Source organism: Streptomyces sp. TLI_146, assembly GCF_002846415.1.
GTDB lineage: Bacteria > Actinomycetota > Actinomycetes > Streptomycetales > Streptomycetaceae > Streptomyces.
The window spans coordinates 597,712-616,442 of sequence record NZ_PJMX01000001.1; the positions used below are offsets into that span (position 1 = coordinate 597,712).

At 69.6% G+C, this 18,731-nt stretch carries 14 protein-coding genes; 4 read left to right on the plus strand and 10 right to left on the minus strand.

Annotation, left to right across the window (positions count from 1 at the left end; genetic code table 11):
- Positions 1-382: 382 nt before the first annotated feature.
- The 3 genes from BX283_RS02795 to BX283_RS02805 form a co-directional block, all read right to left on the minus strand.
- Entirely contained in the window at positions 383-1,609 is a 1,227-nt protein-coding gene (locus tag BX283_RS02795; protein ID WP_101392092.1) for a cytochrome P450, read from the minus strand.
- A gap of 164 nt (positions 1,610-1,773) precedes the next feature.
- Positions 1,774-2,961, minus strand: coding sequence for a cytochrome P450 (locus tag BX283_RS02800; RefSeq protein WP_218976498.1), 1,188 nt, complete (start codon positions 2,959-2,961; stop codon positions 1,774-1,776).
- Between the two features lie 529 nt (positions 2,962-3,490).
- Entirely contained in the window at positions 3,491-3,880 is a 390-nt protein-coding gene (locus tag BX283_RS02805; RefSeq protein WP_101386074.1) for an STAS domain-containing protein, read from the minus strand.
- A gap of 347 nt (positions 3,881-4,227) precedes the next feature.
- Here BX283_RS02805 and BX283_RS02810 point away from each other — a divergent pair, with 347 nt between their 5' ends.
- The 4 genes from BX283_RS02810 to BX283_RS02825 are packed head-to-tail and all read left to right on the plus strand — an operon-like array spanning position 4,228 to position 8,313.
- On the plus strand, positions 4,228-4,827 hold the full coding sequence (locus tag BX283_RS02810; protein ID WP_101386075.1) for a chemotaxis protein CheB: 600 nt from the start codon (positions 4,228-4,230) through the stop codon (positions 4,825-4,827).
- The gene (locus BX283_RS02815; RefSeq protein WP_101386076.1) at positions 4,827-6,692 is read left to right on the plus strand and encodes a CheR family methyltransferase; all 1,866 of its coding nucleotides are present in this window, start codon (positions 4,827-4,829) and stop codon (positions 6,690-6,692) included. Before BX283_RS02810 ends, BX283_RS02815 begins: the two co-directional genes overlap by 1 nt.
- 22 nt (positions 6,693-6,714) lie before the next feature.
- Positions 6,715-7,569, plus strand: a complete 855-nt coding sequence (locus BX283_RS02820; protein WP_101386077.1) for a GAF domain-containing protein — start codon at positions 6,715-6,717, stop codon at positions 7,567-7,569.
- Positions 7,570-7,581: 12 nt separating this feature from the next.
- A complete protein-coding gene (locus BX283_RS02825; protein ID WP_101386078.1) occupies positions 7,582-8,313 on the plus strand; it encodes a GAF and ANTAR domain-containing protein in 732 nt (243 codons plus the stop codon).
- Between the two features lie 1,532 nt (positions 8,314-9,845).
- On the opposite strand, the gene BX283_RS02830 is transcribed toward BX283_RS02825, so the two are convergent.
- From BX283_RS02830 to BX283_RS02860, 7 genes are all read right to left on the minus strand, one after another.
- Positions 9,846-10,559: an alpha/beta fold hydrolase gene (locus BX283_RS02830; RefSeq protein WP_101386079.1), complete on the minus strand. Its 714-nt coding sequence runs from the start codon at positions 10,557-10,559 to the stop codon at positions 9,846-9,848.
- 171 nt (positions 10,560-10,730) lie between these two features.
- Positions 10,731-11,549: a helix-turn-helix domain-containing protein gene (locus tag BX283_RS02835; protein ID WP_257581798.1), complete on the minus strand. Its 819-nt coding sequence runs from the start codon at positions 11,547-11,549 to the stop codon at positions 10,731-10,733.
- Positions 11,550-11,698: 149 nt separating this feature from the next.
- Positions 11,699-12,550, minus strand: a complete 852-nt coding sequence (locus BX283_RS02840; RefSeq protein ID WP_101386081.1) for an alpha/beta fold hydrolase — start codon at positions 12,548-12,550, stop codon at positions 11,699-11,701.
- Positions 12,551-12,687: 137 nt separating this feature from the next.
- Positions 12,688-13,935, minus strand: coding sequence for a CdaR family transcriptional regulator (locus BX283_RS02845; RefSeq protein WP_101386082.1), 1,248 nt, complete (start codon positions 13,933-13,935; stop codon positions 12,688-12,690).
- Between the two features lie 136 nt (positions 13,936-14,071).
- Positions 14,072-16,903 (minus strand): helix-turn-helix transcriptional regulator, encoded by a 2,832-nt coding sequence (locus tag BX283_RS02850; protein ID WP_257581801.1) that lies wholly within the window; start codon positions 16,901-16,903, stop codon positions 14,072-14,074.
- A 119-nt stretch (positions 16,904-17,022) separates the two neighbouring features.
- Positions 17,023-17,637 carry an FMN reductase gene (locus BX283_RS02855; RefSeq protein WP_101386084.1) on the minus strand — a complete coding sequence of 205 codons (615 nt, stop codon included), beginning with the start codon at positions 17,635-17,637 and terminating at the stop codon, positions 17,023-17,025.
- Positions 17,634-18,719, minus strand: a complete 1,086-nt coding sequence (locus tag BX283_RS02860; protein ID WP_101386085.1) for an LLM class flavin-dependent oxidoreductase — start codon at positions 18,717-18,719, stop codon at positions 17,634-17,636. The genes BX283_RS02855 and BX283_RS02860 overlap by 4 nt, the downstream gene beginning before the upstream one ends.
- Positions 18,720-18,731 lie beyond the last annotated feature (12 nt).

Consider the following 18,731-nt stretch of genomic DNA (forward strand, 5'->3'; position numbering starts at 1 on the left):
TGGTCGGCCCAGGCCGCATATGGGTCCGCCCGTCGGCTTCCTCCAGGGCGCGCCGGCAGGGCCCGGCGTCGTCCGCTGATACCGCTCACCCCGCCCAGCGTAGGCCGTCGAAAACTGCTGGGGGCAGACAGCAACTGTGGCCAGTGTCAGTGCAGTCGAGGTGGCGTACGAAGCGCACGGGGGTCCCTCTTTGGTGACCGGCATCGCGGCCAGCCGACGACCCTGGCAACGGCTACCAGCGAGTCGTGTCCCACACCGTGATGTACTGACCGGACGCCAGCGCACGGATCGCACGCGGCCATCACGCGATGCCCAGCAGACCTGTTTCCGACAATAACGTCGCCGCCACCGCCGCCGGGGAACAAACAGGCCCCTGTCCGGTTCAGCGAAGGGTGAGCTGTCCGTGGAACTTCTGGGGCACGGGCGCGAAGCGATACGCCATGGTCACGCGCTCGACGTCGGGCACGAAGAGGTGGTAGCGCGTGCACATCAGGTAGCACAGCGCCATCAGTTGGACGGTGCCGATATCGGCACCGATGCACTTCTTGGGCGCCCAGCCGAAGGGCACATAGCAACCCCTACCGAGGGGGCCGTGCGGGGCGCCGGGCAGGAAACGGTCCGGATCGAAGGCGTCCGCGTCGCGCCAGAACCGGTGATCGCGATGAATCATATGCGGGCTCAGTACATAGCCACGCCCCTCCTCCAGCGTGGTATTGCCGAGGTCGAACGAAGTCCGGGCGTGCCGCATGAGCAGCAGCGGCGGACTCCACATACGCAGCACTTCCTTGACGAAACGGTGGGTGAGCGGCGCTGCCTTCGCCGGGGCGGCGCAGAACTCGTCCGGATCGACCTCCCTGAGTTCGACGGTGAGTTGTTGGGCCCACTTCGGCTGGCGGGCGAGTTCGTACAGCACGCTCGCGGCCGCCGCGCCGGGCGGTCCGCCGATTGCCGTGAGCACCGCGGTGACCACGTCGAGCGCACGGTCCATGCCGAGTACCGGCAGCAGGTCGACGAACGGATCGGCGAGGTCGCACTCCCGTACACGGCGCCCCATGGCACGCTCACGCAGCACCCGCCGTACGACGAGGCCCGCGCGGAACTGCACGGCAGCGAAGTGAAGTTGATGCCTCAGCCCGCTCCCGGGGGAACGGTCTATCAACCGCTTCAGCTTCTGGTCGAGGTCCTGGACGATCGACGCGCTCTCGCGCGCGGTGAGACCCGACAGCGCGACGGGCAGCAGGGCCTGTACGGCGGCATCCTGTGCGAGCAGGACCAGATCGATGTCGTCGCCTAGGTGCCCGTCGATGGTCCGCTGCATCCGAGTGATCAGGCCTGCGTGGTGCTCGGCGGTGGCGAGTGTGTGCAGCTGGGTGCGCCACTCGGCGCGCACGCGGGACCATGGCACCGGCGTGCTGCGGCGGCGCCGGATCATGTCGACGAAGCGGTCGCTCATGAGGAGGCCCTGCCAGTTCGCGGCGCTGACCTTGCGTGCCGCGTCCGGCTCGAAGACGGCGAGCAGGTTGTCGTTGATCCAGAAGACTCCGCCTTCGGCTGCGCTGCGGGTACGCAGGTCGTGCAGGAAGTCGGTGGGATGGTGCGGAGTGGTCACGGTGTCGCCTCTCGCGCCGCGCGGGAAGCCGCCCTCGCAGGCGACCTCCCGCACCCCGATGGATCAGATGTGGTGGTAGAGGTACCAGAAGTGATAGACCCCGCCGTAGCCGGACCGGATGTTGAGGGCCGACTTGGCAGAGCGGTAGAGCTTCCTCATGCTGTTCACCTCCCCCCAGGCGAATCGACGCGGTCACTCAGCTGCGCGGTGAAGCGCGGCGGAGCCAGCGCGGGGCCCAGATGGGGACCGCTCCCCGCTGCTGTGACCGACAGGCGCCAGCTGCGGGTGATGACACGGACCAGGTCTTCCAGCAGTGCCATCGTCACTGTCGCGCCGGCGCAGGTGTGCGGTCCGTATCCGAAGGGCATGAACGCCGGATCGCGCGGGGGCGCCGCCCACCGGCGCGGCACGAACTCGTCGGGACGCTCCCAGTACAGCGGGTGGCGGTGCATCAGATAGGAGCACACGTCCACGTCGTCGTGCGGACTTGCTGCGACCCCGGCCAGATCGTGCGCATCGCTTGCCTTACGGGTGAACAGCCATGCCACCGGCCACAGCCGCATCGCCTCCCGGACGATCCACTCCGGTTCCGCGCTCTCGGTGCCGGGGTGCATACCGACGAGGTAGACCGCCCACCCCAGCGCGAAGCCCACCGAGCCCACCGTGGCGAACAGGAACGACAGATAGACCTCGGCCAGATCGCCCGGCGGCGCCGACGGGCCGCCCCCGGAGACGACCACGTCCAACAGGTCACGTGGATCGCCCGCACGCGCCGCACGGCGCGCCCGGATCTCCAAGGCCAGCACCCGCATGACCCTCCGGCGGAACACGAGCCGCGAGACCGCCGAATGACGCCCGCGCGCGCCCGCGAGCACCGCACGGTCCACCACGTCGTCGACTGCCTGCCGCAGCGGCGCCGGGGCCTCCCGGCACAACAGCACATCCGCCAGGTGCTCGCGGACCAAGAGGTTGCCGGCGTCCGGCCACCTACTGACCGGCGCCAGCCGATCCCTGACCAGGTGGGGCAGCTCGGTCCGAGCGGCATCGAGCCGACGGCGCATCAGCGCGCGTGCGCCGCGCCCGATGTCGACCTGCGCGCCTCGCGGGCCGAAGACCCCGGTACGGGTGTGGAAGAAGTCCGAGGTCTCCACGTACATGCCCTGCCGGTTCCCCATCACGTCACGTGCGGCCTCCGGGCCGACCACACACAGACGCCCGGTCGCGGAGCGCCAGACATCCCGCGTTCCGTCGAACTCCGCACCCAGGTACGCCAGCGGGTCACGGCGCCAGGAGGCCATGCTGCCGCGCTCCGGGGCGGGCTGCTCCTCCCTCGCGCCAGTCGACGACGGCATGACTTCCCTCCTCCACCGTGCGGGGGGAGGTTGCAGACGACAGGACCGCATCCCATCGACGTATCCGCTCCCCCGATGCCGGGCGGCCAGCGTGCTCCGGCGAAGGCCGTCTGTCACTCCCCGCGCCGCTCCCGCCGCACCTCGACCGGCGAACGCACACCGAGCGGACCATGCGACCTCACCGGCCCGAGCCCATGAGCTGCACACCTCACGGAAACGCGATGAACGGCTCACGGCCCCTGCTGTCTGCCCGTTCCCCCGCGCTTGATGACTCGCCTTCGGCCTGGCTGTGTAGAGCAGCCGACCGAGGAGTGACTAGGCAGAGGCCACCAGCAGCCCCGTCCCCTGCCCCACCACACCGCCACACTCCGGGCCGCTCGCGACCGGAAGAGATCGCCACCGGCGTAGACCCTCAGTGACAGGTGTTGACCGATGGGTGGGGCGCAACTGCTGGACACAGAAGCGACGGCTTGTCCGGGGTGGCGGGAGGGGCGCTGCGGGCCATCAGCGGATCAGCCGCTGGGACGGGTCACCCCGGTTCGAGGGCCCCGCTCACGGGCGTACATCCTCCGAGCGCCTCGTCCAGCGTGACCGCTATGAGGAAAGCCTCGGTGAACCCCACAATACGAAGCATCTTCTGGATCAGAGCGTGCGGACAGACGACTGTCAGGAGCCCTCCACGGGCTTCGACACGCCGATGAGCCAGAGACAGCAGCCGCAGCCCGGAGCAGTCGAAGAACTCGACGGGGCTCAGATCGATCACTACCGCCGGGGCCTCGCTGTCCGTCGCCGCGGCCAGTTCCGGAGCGATGTGAAAGGCGGTGGCGATGTCGATCTCACCGTGGAGTTCGACCACCGTGCGCCCCTGGGTGCGGTAGGTGCGGACGAGTGGGGTAGGCGACGAGGTGTCCCTGGGCATGGTGGCATCACCGTGAGTTCAGCGAACTGCCCGCCTCGATCCTGCGGCGGACGACGATTGGGTCCCACGGTCACCGGGAGCACGGGTGACGAAAAAACGGACTGTACGACGAGGATGAGTGTCCTGGGGAACGAAGAAACGGTTCTCGCAAGAGATGTTCACTCTTCAGGCTGATATTCGACCAGATGGCTTGACACAAGCGATGGAGCAAGCAGAGTCAGTGCTTCCTGGCAGGCGGAATCAGGCCGCCCTCATCCGTTCTGGATCGCTGCCGCAAACCCCGCGTCTGTCCGCCCCGCGCTTCGCCTACTCACGCCCTCGTGAACGCTCCGCTAGGCTCCCTCCACGTGACGGCAGAACAGTCTTCCGCAGACCATTACGCCCTCGTCGCCATCGCCTCGTCAGCCGGCGGCATCCAGGGACTCAGCACGGTCCTGGGCGGGCTCGGCCCCGACCTCTCAGTGCCCTTGCTGGTGGTCCAGCACCTCGACCCACGCCACAGGACCGTGATCGCCGACGTCCTCTCCCGCCGCACCGCCCTTCCGGTCAAGCTCGCGGAGGCGGACGAGTACGCGCTTCCCGGAACCGTCTACATCGCCCCTCCCGACCGGCATCTCCTCATCGGCTCCGACGGATCCCTGTCGTTGTCCACCACGGAGCTCGTCCACTTCGTACGCCCCTCCGCCGATCTGCTCTTCGAATCGGCCGCCGGAGCGTACGGACCACAGGTCATCGCCTGCGTGCTCACCGGTACCGGCAGCGACGGTGCCATGGGGGTGGACGCCGTCAAGTCGCGCGGTGGCACTGTGATCGCCCAGGACCCGGTGACAGCGGAGTTCAAGGGGATGCCGCAGGCCGCCGTGGATACGGGAGCAGTCGACTTCGTGCTACCTCTTGACGAGATCCCCGCCGTCATCCGCGGACTTGTCGAGGCTAAGAGGCAGTGATGGAAGAACCGAAGTCGGCTGGAAGCGAAGAGGCGCTGGAGGAACTGCTCGTCTTCATCAGGGAAGCCCGCGGCTTCGACTTCACCGGCTACAAGCGCTCGACCCTGAGCCGCCGCATCCACAAGCGGATGGCCGACGTCGGCATCCACTCCTACAAGGACTACGAGGATCGCCTCGAAACCAGCGCCGATGAATTCGACGCCCTCTTCAACACGATCCTCATCAATGTCACCTCCTTCTTCCGCGACCCGGAAGCCTGGACCTACCTCCAGCGCGAAGTGGTCCCCGAACTGCTCGCGGACACCGCCCCCGACCAGGAGATAAGGGTCTGGAGCGCCGGCTGCTCCAGCGGCGAGGAGGCCTACTCGCTGGCCATCATGTTCGCGGAGGCACTCGGCACCGAGGAGTGCCTGCGCCGCGTCAAGATCTACGCCACGGACATCGACGAGGAGGCACTGCGCCAGGCCCGGTCAGGCCTCTACATGGCGAAGTCCCTGGAGCCGCTCGCCTCGGATCTGCGCGAGAAGTACTTCGAGCAGAACGGCTCACAGTTCAGCTTCCGCTCCGACCTGCGCCGCCGGGTCATCTTCGGACGCCACGACATCACCCGTGACGCCCCGATCTCCCGGCTCGACCTGCTGGTCTGCCGCAACGCCCTGATGTACTTCAACGTGGAGGCACAGAGGCAGATCGTCGACCGCTTCCACTTCGCCCTGCGCCAGGGCGCGTTCCTCTTCCTCGGCAAGGCCGAGATGCTGCTGAACGACACCGACCGGTTCGAAGTGGTCAACATGCGGCAACGGATCTTCCGGCGACGCGCGGGCGACTCCGGGCTCCCGTACCACCCCGCCCCGTTGAAGATCAGAGCTGGGACGGGCGTCGAACTGCACTCGGTGGCGCGCAACCGCCAGCTGCGCGACCTGGTGCTCGACGCGGGCCCGACCCCGTCGATCACCATCGACGGCGATGGAATCGTCGTGGTCATCAACAGTCAGGCGAGGATCCAGTTCACCTTGGCCCCCACCGACGTCGGCCGCCCGTTCCAGGATCTGGAGATCTCCTATCGGCCGGTCGAGCTCCGCTCCCTGATCGATCAGTCCATGCACGAGCGCCGGACCCTTCGGGTCAACAGGGTCGAGCGCAGGGTGGGCGAGGAACTCCAGTACTTCGACATCCTCATCCAGCCGCTGTCCGGCCCCAGCGGTCTGCACGTCGCCACCACCATCTCCTTCACCGACGTGACTGTGGCCACACAGCTGAAGGCCGAGGTCAAGCGGGTGCGCGAGGAGCTGGAAACGGCTTACGAAGAACTCCAGTCGACCAACGAGGAACTGGAAACCACCAACGAGGAACTCCAGTCCAGCATCGAGGAGCTGGAGACGACAAATGAAGAACTCCAGTCCACCAACGAGGAACTGGAGACGACCAACGAAGAACTTCAGTCCGGCAACGAAGAGCTGGAAACCATGAACGAGGAGATGCGCATCCGCACCGAGGAGCTGGACGAGGCCAGGGCATTTCTGCAGGCCGTCCTCACCAGCATCGCCGCGGGTGTGGTGGTCCTGGACAGTGACCTCAAGGTCAAGGGCTGGAACCGGGGCGCCGTCGACATGTGGGGGCTGCGCACGGACGAGGTACTGGACAAGCAGTTCTTCGGGCTGGACTTCGGGCTGCCCACCAGCCTTCTCCAGCCTGTCGTCCAGAGCTGCCTGGACTCCCGTGAGCGTTCCGGACCGGTCGGGGTGCAGGCCCTGAGCCGCATCGGTCGGCCCATCACGTGCGACGTCTTCTGCTCCCCGTTCGACGGCCACAACGGAGGGGTCGTTCTGCTGATGGAGGAAAGCCGAAGCGAGAGCTCGGACTGAGCCCGAGGCGTAGGCTACGAGCATGAACCCGCAGGCTCGCGAAGAACCTGTCGGCCTGGCCATCGTCGCTCGACGTCGCGCCGCCCTGGCGACCGAGCGGGCGGACCGGGCCGATGCGGCGGCCGAGCGCAACGAACTCCTGGCGGCGGAGCCCGGGAACGAATTCCACATGCTGATCGCGGCAACGCAGCGCCGATCAGCCGCGTGCCATCGCTCCTCGGCCAGGCTCCAGGAGGCGTTCGCCCGCCGAGCGGCGGAATGGGACCGAGGAAACGGCACCCGCCCTCTGTTCATGACCGGTGTCGCGGAGGAATGCGGCGCCAGCGGCGTGGCGCTCACCCTCGTCGACGCAGGCCAGAACCAGCTCGCGGTCGCGGTGTCCGACGAATCGGCCCGAGCAGCCCAGGATCTGGAGTACATGCTCGACGAGGGCCCGTCCCGGGATGCGGTGTCGGGCCGTCGCCCGGTGCTCGCCTCGGGGCAGGCGATCGAGACCCGGTGGCCCGCTTACGGCGCCTCCATCACCTCTCTGGGGATCGCCTCGGTGGCCGCAGTTCCCCTGGACACAGCGCACAGCTGTTTCGGGGCACTGGCGGTATTCGACCCGCGGCCCGGCCTCGCCGACCCCGATCGCCTCGCCGAAGTCGCCGACGCCCTCACACGCATCGTTCTCCTCGGTCCCGACGCCGACCCGGAGCTCTACGGCGAAACCGACCACCGAGATGTCGTCCAGCAGGCCGTGGGCGCCCTGTCTGCCAGAACAGGCTGCCGCATCGCCGACGCGCTGGCGCTCATCAAGGCCCAGGCCTACGCCGAGGACATGTCCACCGAGCTGATCGCGCAGGGGATCGTGCGCGGCGACCGAGAACCCCACTGAGGAAAGGTTGTCATGACGCCGGAACAGCGGCTGGCCGACGTGTTCGTAGCCCTGGCGGGCAGCACGACGGACAGCCCACTGGGCATTTCCAGGACCCTCACGATCCTCGCCGCGCGAAGCCCGGCCCTGCTCGGCGCTCGCGCCGCAGCAGTGGTGTACACCCCCGCTGAACACGAACCAGTACAGGTGGCGGGCTCCGAACCCGAGGTGCACCGACTGGAACACGATGCCGCCGGCTGGCGCGAGGGCCCCGGCCACGACTGCCGCCGCGCACGTACGGCGCCCGCTCAGGCACCCCTCGCCGGGCGCCCCGCCACGCAACGCTGGCCGCACTATGCCCCACGGGCCCTGGGGCTCGGCTACCGGAGCGTTGTGGCCCTGCCCCTGCGGGAGCACACCCGGACCATCGGCGCACTGGTCCTCCTGTCAGGTCAGAGCATCGTCTCCGCAGACATGCTGGCGCTCGGGCAGTCGCTGGCGGACTTCACCGCCGTCACTCTGCAGCGCGCGCGTGAAGCCGACCACAGCCGCACCCTCACCTCCCAGCTGGAACTCGCCCTGACCAGCCGCGTGATCATCGAACAGGCGAAGGGTGTCCTCGCGACACGTTTGTCCACGACCATGGACGAGGCGTTCGTCCGGCTGCGCAATCACGCGCGCTCACACCGGCGACTGGTGAGCGACGTGGCGCGCGAGGTAGTCGAGGGACGCGCCGATAACTCGCTCACGGACCCCACCCGCTGACCGACGGACAGCGCAGCGGCGGCCACCCGGACGGGTTCCACGTAAACCTCTCCAGCCGAGCGACCTCCGCGCGATGTGCGGCACGGGTCCGGCGTCACTACATGGGCTACATGTTGCAGAAGTGCTCCGAAAACGCGCCATCGCTGGGTGGGATTCGGTCGCGTTGCAGAACGCCACCGTGGCTGTCCCCGAGTCTGGGTGTTGAACCTCTTCGAGCCATTTTCTCCGGGCTGCTGTCACATGACCTCGTCCGGAGCCTTGAGGCGTTGTCGGTGGCACGGTCAAGACCATGGCCCGATTTCCCCACATGGATGGGAGTGAAGCCCCCGGCCCGCGCGGGAGCGCCGACCAAGGCGCTGCGGCGTCGCCGGCACGGCGGTCGCGAGAGTGGGCGGGCTGCTGCGTCGTGGGGAGTTGACCATGCTCCGGACTTCTCGTTCGACGAGCGCTGGTCCGAGAGTCTCATGCTCCGCCGACTCGTCCGGAAAGCCCTGCTGACGGACAAACCCCCGGCCGATCGACACATCGCCGCCGGTCCAGCCTCCGCAGGGGCCCGGCACTCCCGGCCACCCGGCTCCGCCCGGCCGCTGTCTCAAAGCCCAGAGTGCCGGTGTTCTCACCCTGAGTCTTGTTCTACTCTGCCAGTGAGGGGAGTTGCCCGCCGCCGGCCCCCGCCGGTGGCCGCCCCCTGTGCCTGGCCCCATGACCCCGGGCCTGAGAGACGGCTGGAGCCGCACCACCGGCATGACACGGCTCCAGCCCCGTCCTCTCCGCCTGTTCGAGCCCCGGGACGAACTCCCGCTTCATCCCGGCAGGGCCGGTGAGGACGACTGGTGCGAGGACAGCGTTGGAGGGGAGCCACGCCGCCCTCGCGCTGGCGGCCGCCGCCGGCGAGGCCCATTGCCCCGGCGGCGGCCGTTCAGACCGCCTGCGCAGCACGCGACATGCGTTCAACACCCGCGCCAGGACGCTGCCCTCTTCGCCTTGCCCGCGCGGCCTCGCCATTCCCGCTCCCTCACCCTACGCGCGCAACGGGCCCAGGGCCCCGCGTTAACCGGCCTTTGCAGGTCGTCTCCGCCAACGCGGCAAGCGAACGCCGACCAATCACCCGGCCCCGAATCGCTGCCCCAGCACCAGAAGGGCAGACTCACCGACGACCGTCAGTTCGGCCTGTTCCAGCAACCGCGGCTCCAGCCACCTCCAGTCGCACGAGGCCATGGTCAGCCCCGACGACACACCTGGGCCCTCTCGTCCAGGGGCGGCCGACGTCGCATCGCGGACAGACTCCGTAGCGGAGCACGTGGCCTGTCTGCGGCGGTCGGGAAGACCTGCAAATCGGCTGGACCGAAGCCACCGACATCGACGGCCACTCGGGCCTCTCCCTCACCAACCAGGAAGAGCGGCACCAGTGGAGGCGGCTGCGACCGGCGGCGGGGCGGGATTGGCCCTCCGGTGTATTTCGGGCTGACCCGGCCCAGGGGTGGTGCACCCCCGACGAGCTCCCATCCCCGGTCGCCCCGGAGGCAGCTCGATCAGCTCGTCGCCCGTACGGCATCTCTGATCAGGGCGGCGACCCGTGCGGGCTCGGACAGGACGACGGCATGGGAGGCCTGTGGAAGCTCCACGACGACGGCTCCCGCCCGCGCGGCACCGAAGCGCTGGACCTCGGGGCTGATCGCGCGGTCCGCCCCGGCCACCAGGGCCCAGGACGGTTTCGTGCGCCACGCCGCCGCTGACGCGCCCTCGGTGAACGCGGTTGTGGCGATGGGGCGTTGGGCCGCCGCCAGGATACCGGCCACGTCCTCGGGCACGTCCGCCGCGAAGACGCCGGGATAGGCCACCTCCTCGATGGTGACCTCGACCCCGAAGTCACCGTCCAGGAGCGGGTACGTCCACTTCTTCAGGCTGCCCGTCAGCGGGGACTCGGGGAAGCTGCCCTGGAGTTCGCCCAGGCTCTCGCCCTCGTGGGGCACGTAGGCGGCCACGTAGACGAGCCCCACGACGTTCTCCGCCATCCCGGCCACGGTGATCAGAGCGCCGCCGTACGAGTGGCCGACGAGGAGGGCCGGACCCTCGACCTGCGCCAGGACGGAGGCGAGGTAGGCGGCGTCCGACGTCAGACCCCGCAGCGGGTTCGACGGAGCGATCACCGGGATGCCGCTGCTGCGCAGTTCCGAGATGACGCCTATCCAGCCTGTCGCGTCGGCGAAGGCACCGTGCACAAGAACAACGGTGGGGTGGGTCATGCGAGCTCTCTTCTCCCTGTCGGGCCACCATGTGGGACATCGTCACCACGGCCAGGGCGCGGCCCGGAAACCAGCGAGAAGTCCGTGCGACTGTTACTCACGGTAGAGGCGTGCAAGCGGCACCACTTGACCCTGCACGCAACCGCGCTGTCATGACCGCGCACACGCGTCTCAGCGCCTTCCCCCGTCCTGGGCACCGGCATCGGCCGGTGCGAAGGCAGAGGTCGCCAGCGCCTGCCATTGGCTGGGGCTCATGCCGTAGGCGCCGCGGAACGTACGGCTGAAGTGCGAGGGGCTGCTGAAGCCCCAGCGGTGCGCCACCGCCGCCATGGTGACCCTCCGGTGGGAGCGGCCCAGCTCGAACCGGCAGAATTCGAGCCTGCGCCGGCGTACCCACTGGCTCACCGTGCTGCCGTCGTTCTGGAACAGTTTCTGCAGGTACCGCACGGAGATGTGGTGGGCGCGGGCGATCGACTCCGGTGACAGATCCGGGTCCATCAGGTGTTCTTCGATGTAGGCGTGAATGCGCGACAGCATCTCGTTGCCCGCCCCCGACGCATCGTCGGCCTCGTCCGTCGCGTCCGTTTCCAGGAGCTCCATGACCAGGACGGAGAGCAGGTGGACGGCCGTCCGGGCACGCCGGTCCCCGATGGTGGACCGACGGAACTCCGCCTTGGCGGCGAGCGCGGTCAGGAAGTCGGACGCCAGCGCCCCGATCCCCTCTCCGCCGCGTACGGGTACACCGAGCACCTGCTTCAGTTCCGCCTCCGTCACGCCCAGATAGCAGCGGGGCACTCGGAAGAAGATCATCTGGCAGTCCTCGCCGAACCGCAGCAGGTGCTGCCGGGCCGGGTCGCAGAAGACCAGGTCGTTCGGCTCCAGCAGGGTCGTGGCACGCTCGCGGACGACCGTGACGGACCCACGGACGTGGACGCCGAGGTAGACGTGGCTGTGGTCGTCGGTGTTGCCGTGGTTGTCGGTGGCCGGCATTTCGGAAAGCATCTGGACCAGCCACCCCGAGCGGGAGGAGGGCGAGTTCGCTTCGGATGCCTGTCTGGGCACCCGTTCGGGGGCAGGTGACATCAGGGTGAGAGTCATGGGGATTCCTAGCCTTAGGTTCGTGCGGAGCAAAGGGGGATTCACACCCCCGTCGCCGGTTCCTCGGCCAGGAACTTCTCCACCACCGCGTTGAAGGCCGGTGGATTCTCCAGGAAGGGGAAGTGCGAACTCGCCACGTCGGAGGCGAAGACGTGCAGGCGTGCGCCGGGAATCCGCTCGGCGACGAAACGCTGCGAATCGGGGTGCACATGGCTTCCCTCACAGCCGATCACCAGGGCCGGTACATCGATCCGGGCAAGCACGTCACGCCAGTCCTGCGCGCAGTGGTCGAACAGCAGCGGTACGCCCGCGTAGGCGGGTGTCGACCTGACCTCCTCGGCCACGAAGGCCAGCACCTCGGGGTCGGGTTCGCCGGAGAACATACCGCGCACGAAGTCGGCGAGGACCGTGTCGCCCTCCGGCCCCGCGAGTGCCGCGCCCAGGTACAACAGCCCCGACACGTCGAAGATGGCGCCGCAGTCGCGCTGTTCCCGCTCGGTCATCCAGGGCACGGCGGCGACCGCCGCGGGCTGGTCGACGGCGACGAAGCGCCGGATCCGCCCGGTCCCGTACTGGTCGATGAAGCTCCACCACACCGAGACGCCCATGGACCAGCCCAGTGCGTCGAAACGGGCCAGGCCGAGGTGGTCGACGAGTTCGAGCACATCGCGTGAGAGCCGGGCGATGCGGTAGCCGTGCCGCGGTTTGCCTGACTTCCCGTGGCCGCGGAAGTCGACGGTGACGACGCGACGGCCGGGCGCCAGCCCCTCGATCTGGTGGCGGAACATCGCCTGCGTCTGCCCCCAGCCGTGCAGCATCACCAGCGGAACGCCGTCGCCGCCGGTGTCCTGGTAGGCGAGCCGTGCGCCGTCCGTCGTGATCAGTTCTTTCATGACCTCTCCCCTGGTCAGAGGCGGTATGTCGGTCCCGCCATCCCGGACATCATCGAATGGGGCCCGCCGCCCGCACCACCGCGAGCTGTAGGAATCGGGACGTGGATCCTCCTCGTTTTGTCGAAGCAGGGACGCGCTCAGGCGGCCCTGCCGTCACCCGGGGCGAGGAGTTCCTCGATCCGCAGGCCGAGGTGCAGGGTGAGCCGGTGGGCGCCGTCGTCGAGGTCGAGTCCGGTGATCTCCTGGATCTGGCGCAGGCGGTAGTAGAGCGAGGTGCGATGGATGCCCAGCGTCTCCGCGGTCCTGGGGATCGAGCCCGCGTGTTCGAGGAAGCAACGCAGGGTGTCCCGCAGGCGGTCGCCGCCATGGGCCTCGCTCAGGGTGCGGAGCGACTTCGGTACCAGGGACATGTTCAGGGCGTGCTCGGGGAGTTGCAGCAGGACGGCGAGCTCTCCCAGGAGTTCCCAGTCACCAATGCTGTTCAGGGAGGGCAGTCGGCGGGCGGCGCGGGCCGCCACGAGAGCCTGTTCGTACGATGTCCATGCGTCCTCCAGGCCTGTGTGGCGGCCGCCGACGCCGATCACGGGATCCGCCGACGGGTCCAGGAAGGTGCGCAGTTCGTCGAGGATGCGGGCGGACTGGGCGGCGACCTCGCCCAAGCCCGGCGGACGGTCCCGGAGTTGGAGCAGTATCGCCCGCTCCTTGCCGATGGCGATGAGCCCCTGAGCGGAACGTGTCTGGCGCAACCCCTCCAACGCCGCCCACAACGCGGCCTCGGAGTGCCGCACGAGCTCGGTGGCACAGCTCAGCTGGACGACGGTGACCAGGACGTGCTCCGCCGCCCCGAGCAGCCCGACTTCCTTGCCGCGCCGGCGCGCGGTGGTACGTGCGGCGACATCGGCGCCGACGAGTGCGAGGGCCAGCTCCCGCTCGTCCGTCTTCCGGTTGTCGGCGGCGATGTGCTCTCCGTACATTTGGGCGGCCATGGCATCCGCGGCTTGGGCGATGGCAGCGGTCTCGTGCTCCCGCAGCGTCTTCTCGGGCGCGACCACCACGAGCAGCCCGAGGAGATGCCCGCGCCGGCGCAGCGGCGCGACGTAACGGGGAAGCAGTCCGAGGTCGTCACGGCCGTCGATGAAACCGGGCCTGGACCACTGGGTCACGCCCTGGGCGAGGACGTGGCGGATGGCGGCGTTGTCGGCGCGGCCCTGCAACAGGGTGGTGATGCGTACCGGGTCCTCGTCGCCGAAGTGGCGGCTCGTGCAGATCATACGGACCAACGGGTCGTCGACGGCGACGGACCGGCCGAGCCGCTCCGCGAGCTCGTCGACAAGCGCCTGGAGCTCGGGGCTGCCAGGGCGGGCTCGTTCGAGCCGTGCGGTCATGCGCTGTTCCTCTTTCGACCAAGGGTTTCTGCGGACTTCTCCGTTCCGCAGTTCTTGATCAGTTTGAGGAAGTGGCGACGGCGGCACATCACATGAATCGTGCATTGCCACGGCACCCTCGTGGGATACGAAGCGGCTACTCTCCGCTGTCGCGATGTATGGCCAGCCGGGTCAGCTCCAGGCGCGAGGTGACGTCGAGCTTGGTGAAGGCCCGGCGCAGGTGCGAACTCACCGTGTGCGGTGACAGGGAGAGGTGTTCGGCCGCCTGTCGGTTGGTCAGCCCCCGGGTCACGAGCCGTACGACCCGTATCTCCGCGACCGTCAACTCGGGCCATGCGCCGTCGAGTTCGGCCGTCGAGGGCCGACGGCGGACACCGGCGGCCCGCAGCCGCCGGCGCACACGTGCGACGTCCCGCTCGGCGCCCGCTCGCACATACAGCGTGAGCGCTGTGTCGAAGTACGGCACCGCTTCGGAGCTGCGGGTGGCCGCCAGCTTGCGTCCGGCGTCCTCCAGCGCCGAGGCCCGGGCCAGCACCCGAGGGCAGTCCTCGTACAGCCGCACGGCGCGTACGAGAGGGGCGAGGTCGTTGTCGAGGAGTCCGCGGGCGTGCGCGGCAGTGGCGGCGAGGAAGGTGAGGTCGGGGTTGAGCACCGCGCGCCGCTCGGCCAGGGCGACCGCCTGCGCGGCCCGTTCGTGCGCGCCGGTGCGCAGCGCCAGACGGACGAGCACCGGGGCGTCGGCAGGGTCGATCAAACCGGCGTAGGCGGGCCGGTCCGCGGCGGGCGACGCCATCACCTCGTCGAGTTCGGCCATGGCACGGTCGGGCCGGCCCTCGAAGTCGGCCATCAGTGCCAGCATCCAGGAGCCGAAGTGCCGCACGACGGGTGCGCCGTCGCTGCGCATGCGCCGCGCCTGTGCCGCGTACGCTCGGGCGGTCTGCGGGTCGTTGGTATGGAGGGCGACGCGCATCATCACGTACCGGCCCGTGACGTCGGCGAAGTTGCCCGGGCCGAGATCGTCGGCCGCCTCGGACGCGGCTTCGGCGTCGGCCCGGGCCTCCGTCAGCCGTCCGGCTTCCAGAAGGACGCGGGAGCGGGTCATGAGCCACATACGGGTGGCGGCCGTCCGGCCCTGCTCCCGGGTGATCCGGATGCCCTCCTCCGTGGCGGCGAGCGCCTCCGCGGTGCGTCCGGTGGTGTGCGACAGGAGAGCGTGCCACAAGGCCTCCGGCACCCACAGCGAGGTGCTGACGCCCAGGGCGTCGGCCAGCGCGGCGGACCGCTCGGCCTGCCGGAACGCCTCGGTCAGGTCCATGCGGTGGAAACTGACGGCCGAGCGGACCGTCGTCAGCGTGGCCTCGGCGGTGCGGTCCCCCGCCGCCGCCGCGCTCTCCCACGCCTGGGCGGCGATCTGCTCGGCTGCCGCGTGCTCGCCCGACATCGACAGGCCGACCGCGAGCATGGCGAGCAGCCGTCCCCTCGCGGCCACGGAGATCCCGGGCAGTGCCGCCCCGGCGCGGGCCTGCCGCACCGCCTCGCAGAAGTCGAACGGTACGGCCAGGCGTGCCAGGGCGAGGCGGATGCGTGCCTCGTCCTCGGGCCCCAGACCGCCGGCCGCCAGGGCGGAGGATCCCAGCTCACGCGCCTGGGCGGCCCGGCCCGTCTGCCACAGCAGCGGGATCGTCTCGGCGATGACCCGCGGCCGCTCCGGCGCGTCCGCGGCGGTGAGTTCCAGGGCCTTGAGGCTGCTTTCCGCGGCTCGTCCGGGAGCGGTGGCCGCGAGTTCCGCCGCGGCGGTGCGCAGCCGGTCGGCCTCCGCGGTGTCCGCTGGGCCCGCTGTCCCTGCCGACGGCCCGGGACGGCCGACGGGAAAGGCCGCCCTTTCCGGCGGCAGCCCGGCGGCCTGACGGCGAAGGGCCTGACGCAGGGGCAGAGGGAGCCCGGCTTCGACCGCCTCGCGAATCAGGTCGTGGCGGAATGCGAGGCGATCGCCGCTCTCGGCGAGCAGATCGGCGTCGAGGGATTCCCGTACGGCTGTGATGAGCGCCGCCGAGGACCTGCCGAGCAGTTCGGCCAGCAGCGCGACGGTGACCGGGCCGCCCACGGCCGCCGCCGTCTGCACCAACTCCCGTGCCTCAGCGGACAGTTGGTCGAGGCGGCGCACGACAGAGGGAAGTTCGCGTGGGGCGGGAACTCCGGCCGACAGCCTGGCCGTGCCGTCGTCGATCGTCACCGCCTCCTCCAGTAGCGAGCCGAGCAGCTCGACCAGCAGCTGTGGCACCCCCTCGGCGCGGTGGGCGAGATGGAGGAGGTCCGGGTCAGGAGTAGCGCCCAGGACCTCCTCGGTGATCTGTGCGATCGCCCGGTCCCCCAGCGCTCCGAGGACCAGCTCGTGTGCGCCCGCCTGACGGATCCGGTCCAGGGTCGTGCGCACTCCCGGCGGCACGCTGCCGCCGCGCACGGCGACCAGCCACAGGATCGGGTGGGACGAGAGGCCCGCCGCGAGGGTGTGGAAGGTGAGAAGGGTCAGGTCGTCGCACCACTGGAGGTCGTCGAGGACGACGAGCAGGGGTCCCCTGCGCGCCGCCTCCCGCAGGCCGTCCGCCATCTCCTGAAGCAGCCAGAACCGCTGGCCGGGTGTCGTGGCGAGATCCCGGAGCCGCTGAGCGCCCGACAGCGGTTCCACGTCGGCGAGTACGCCTTCGAGGAGCGGGCCCAGCGGTACGAACTGTTCGTCGGGGTCCGCCGCCCCCTCGAACACCCGCGTCCCGCGCCGCCTCGCGGCCGCCGCGGCCTCGGCGAGGATCCTGGACCTGCCGATGCCGGCGGGGCCCTCGACACGGACGATCCCGCCCTCGCCCCGGTCGAGCGCGTCGAGCCGCGCCTCGATGAACGCCAGTTCGGTGTCCCTGCCGCGCAGGGGTATCCGGGGGCCGTCGGGCTCGTCGCGAGCGGTCCTCGTCGTCACTTGGTTCACGCTCACTCCGCCGGCCTGGGCCGCACGGGACGGCCTCGGTCCTCATGCGGTACGGCGGAACAGTATGAACCATATGAACTGTCCCGCCGTCGCCCGGCCCAGGGCCCGGCTCAGTCGAAGCGCAGGTCGGCGAGTTGCCTTTCGAGGGCGGTGACGTCGTCCTCGGGCTCCTCCGCGACCGGGCGCGCCGCCATGAGCACGGCGAGTTCGGCGCCCGCCCGGCGGATGCGGCCGGGCAGGCCGTCGGTGTACTCGTCCCCGCCCGAGCCCCAGTCCTCGGAGGCCGCGAACACGGCGGTGGGGACGACGACGGCACGGAGATAGGCGAAGAGCGGCCGCACGGCGTGCTCCAGGGCCAGCGAGTGGCGGGCGGTGCCGCCCGTCGCCGCGATCAGGACAGGCTTCCCCGTGACGGCGTCCGGATCGATCACGTCGAAGAAGGACTTGAACAGACCGCTGTAGGAAGCCGCGAACACGGGAGTCACGACGATCAGACCGTCGGCCGCCGTCACCGCCTCGATCGCGGCGCTCAGTGGCGGCGGGGGAAATCCGCTGACGAGGTGGTTGGCGATGTCACCGGCCACCTCGCGCAGCTCCACGACGTGGGTCGACGCCACCTGCCCCCGGGCGGCGAGTTCGTCGCGGGCCGACTCGGCCAGCCGGTCGGCAAGCAGCCGGGTGGAGGAGGGGGTGCTCAGCCCCGCGGACACGACGGTCAGCTTCACGCGGCGGACACCTCGCGGACGGCTCGCAGGGACGCGTGCGTCGGGGCCTGCGGCACGTCGGCCGGGCGCCCCTTCGCGAATTCCCTGCGCAGCACGGGCACGACCTCTTCGCCGAGGATGTCGAGCTGTTCAAGGACGGTCTTCAGCGGCAGGCCCGCATGGTCCATCAGGAACAGCTGACGCTGATAGTCCCCGACACTCTCCCTGAACGACAGAGTCCGCTCGATGACCTGCTGGGGAGAGCCCACCGTCAGCGGGGTCTGCTCGGTGAAGTCCTCCAGCGACGGGCCGTGGCCGTATACCGGCGCGTTGTCGAAGTAGGGGCGGAACTCCCGTACGGCGTCCTGGGAGTTCTTCCGCATGAAGACCTGGCCGCCCAGTCCGACGACGGCATCCTCCGGCCGGCCGTGACCGTGGTGCGCGAACCGGCGCCGGTACAGCTGCACCATGCGCCGGGTGTGGTCGGCCGGCCAGAAGATGTTGTTGTGGAAGAAGCCGTCGCCGTAGAAGGCGGCCTGCTCCGCGATCTCGGGGGACCTGATGGATCCGTGCCACACGAAGGGCGGGATGCCGTCCAGGGGTCGCGGTGTCGAGGTGAAGGCCTGGAGCGGCGTACGGAACGTGCCCTCCCAGTCCACGACGTCCTCGCGCCACAGCCGGCGCAGCAACGCATAGTTCTCCTTGGCGAGGTTGAGGCCCTGGCGGATGTCCTGGCCGAACCACGGATACACCGGGCCGGTGTTGCCGCGCCCCAGCATGAGGTCGACCCGGCCGTCGGCCAGGTGCTGGAGCATCGCGAAGTCCTCTGCGATCTTCACCGGGTCGTTGGTGGTGATCAGCGTCGTGGACGTGGAGAGGATCAGCTTCTCGGTGCGGGCGGCGATGTAGCCGAGCATGGTGGTCGGCGACGACGGTACGAACGGCGGGTTGTGGTGCTCGCCGGTCGCGAAGACGTCCAGGCCGACCTCCTCGGCCTTGAGCGCAATGGCGACCATCGCCTTGATGCGCTCGTTTTCGGTCGGAGTGCGACCGTCGGTGGGGTCGGGGGTCACGTCCCCGACGGTGAAGATGCCGAACTGCATGGGGTGTCTGCT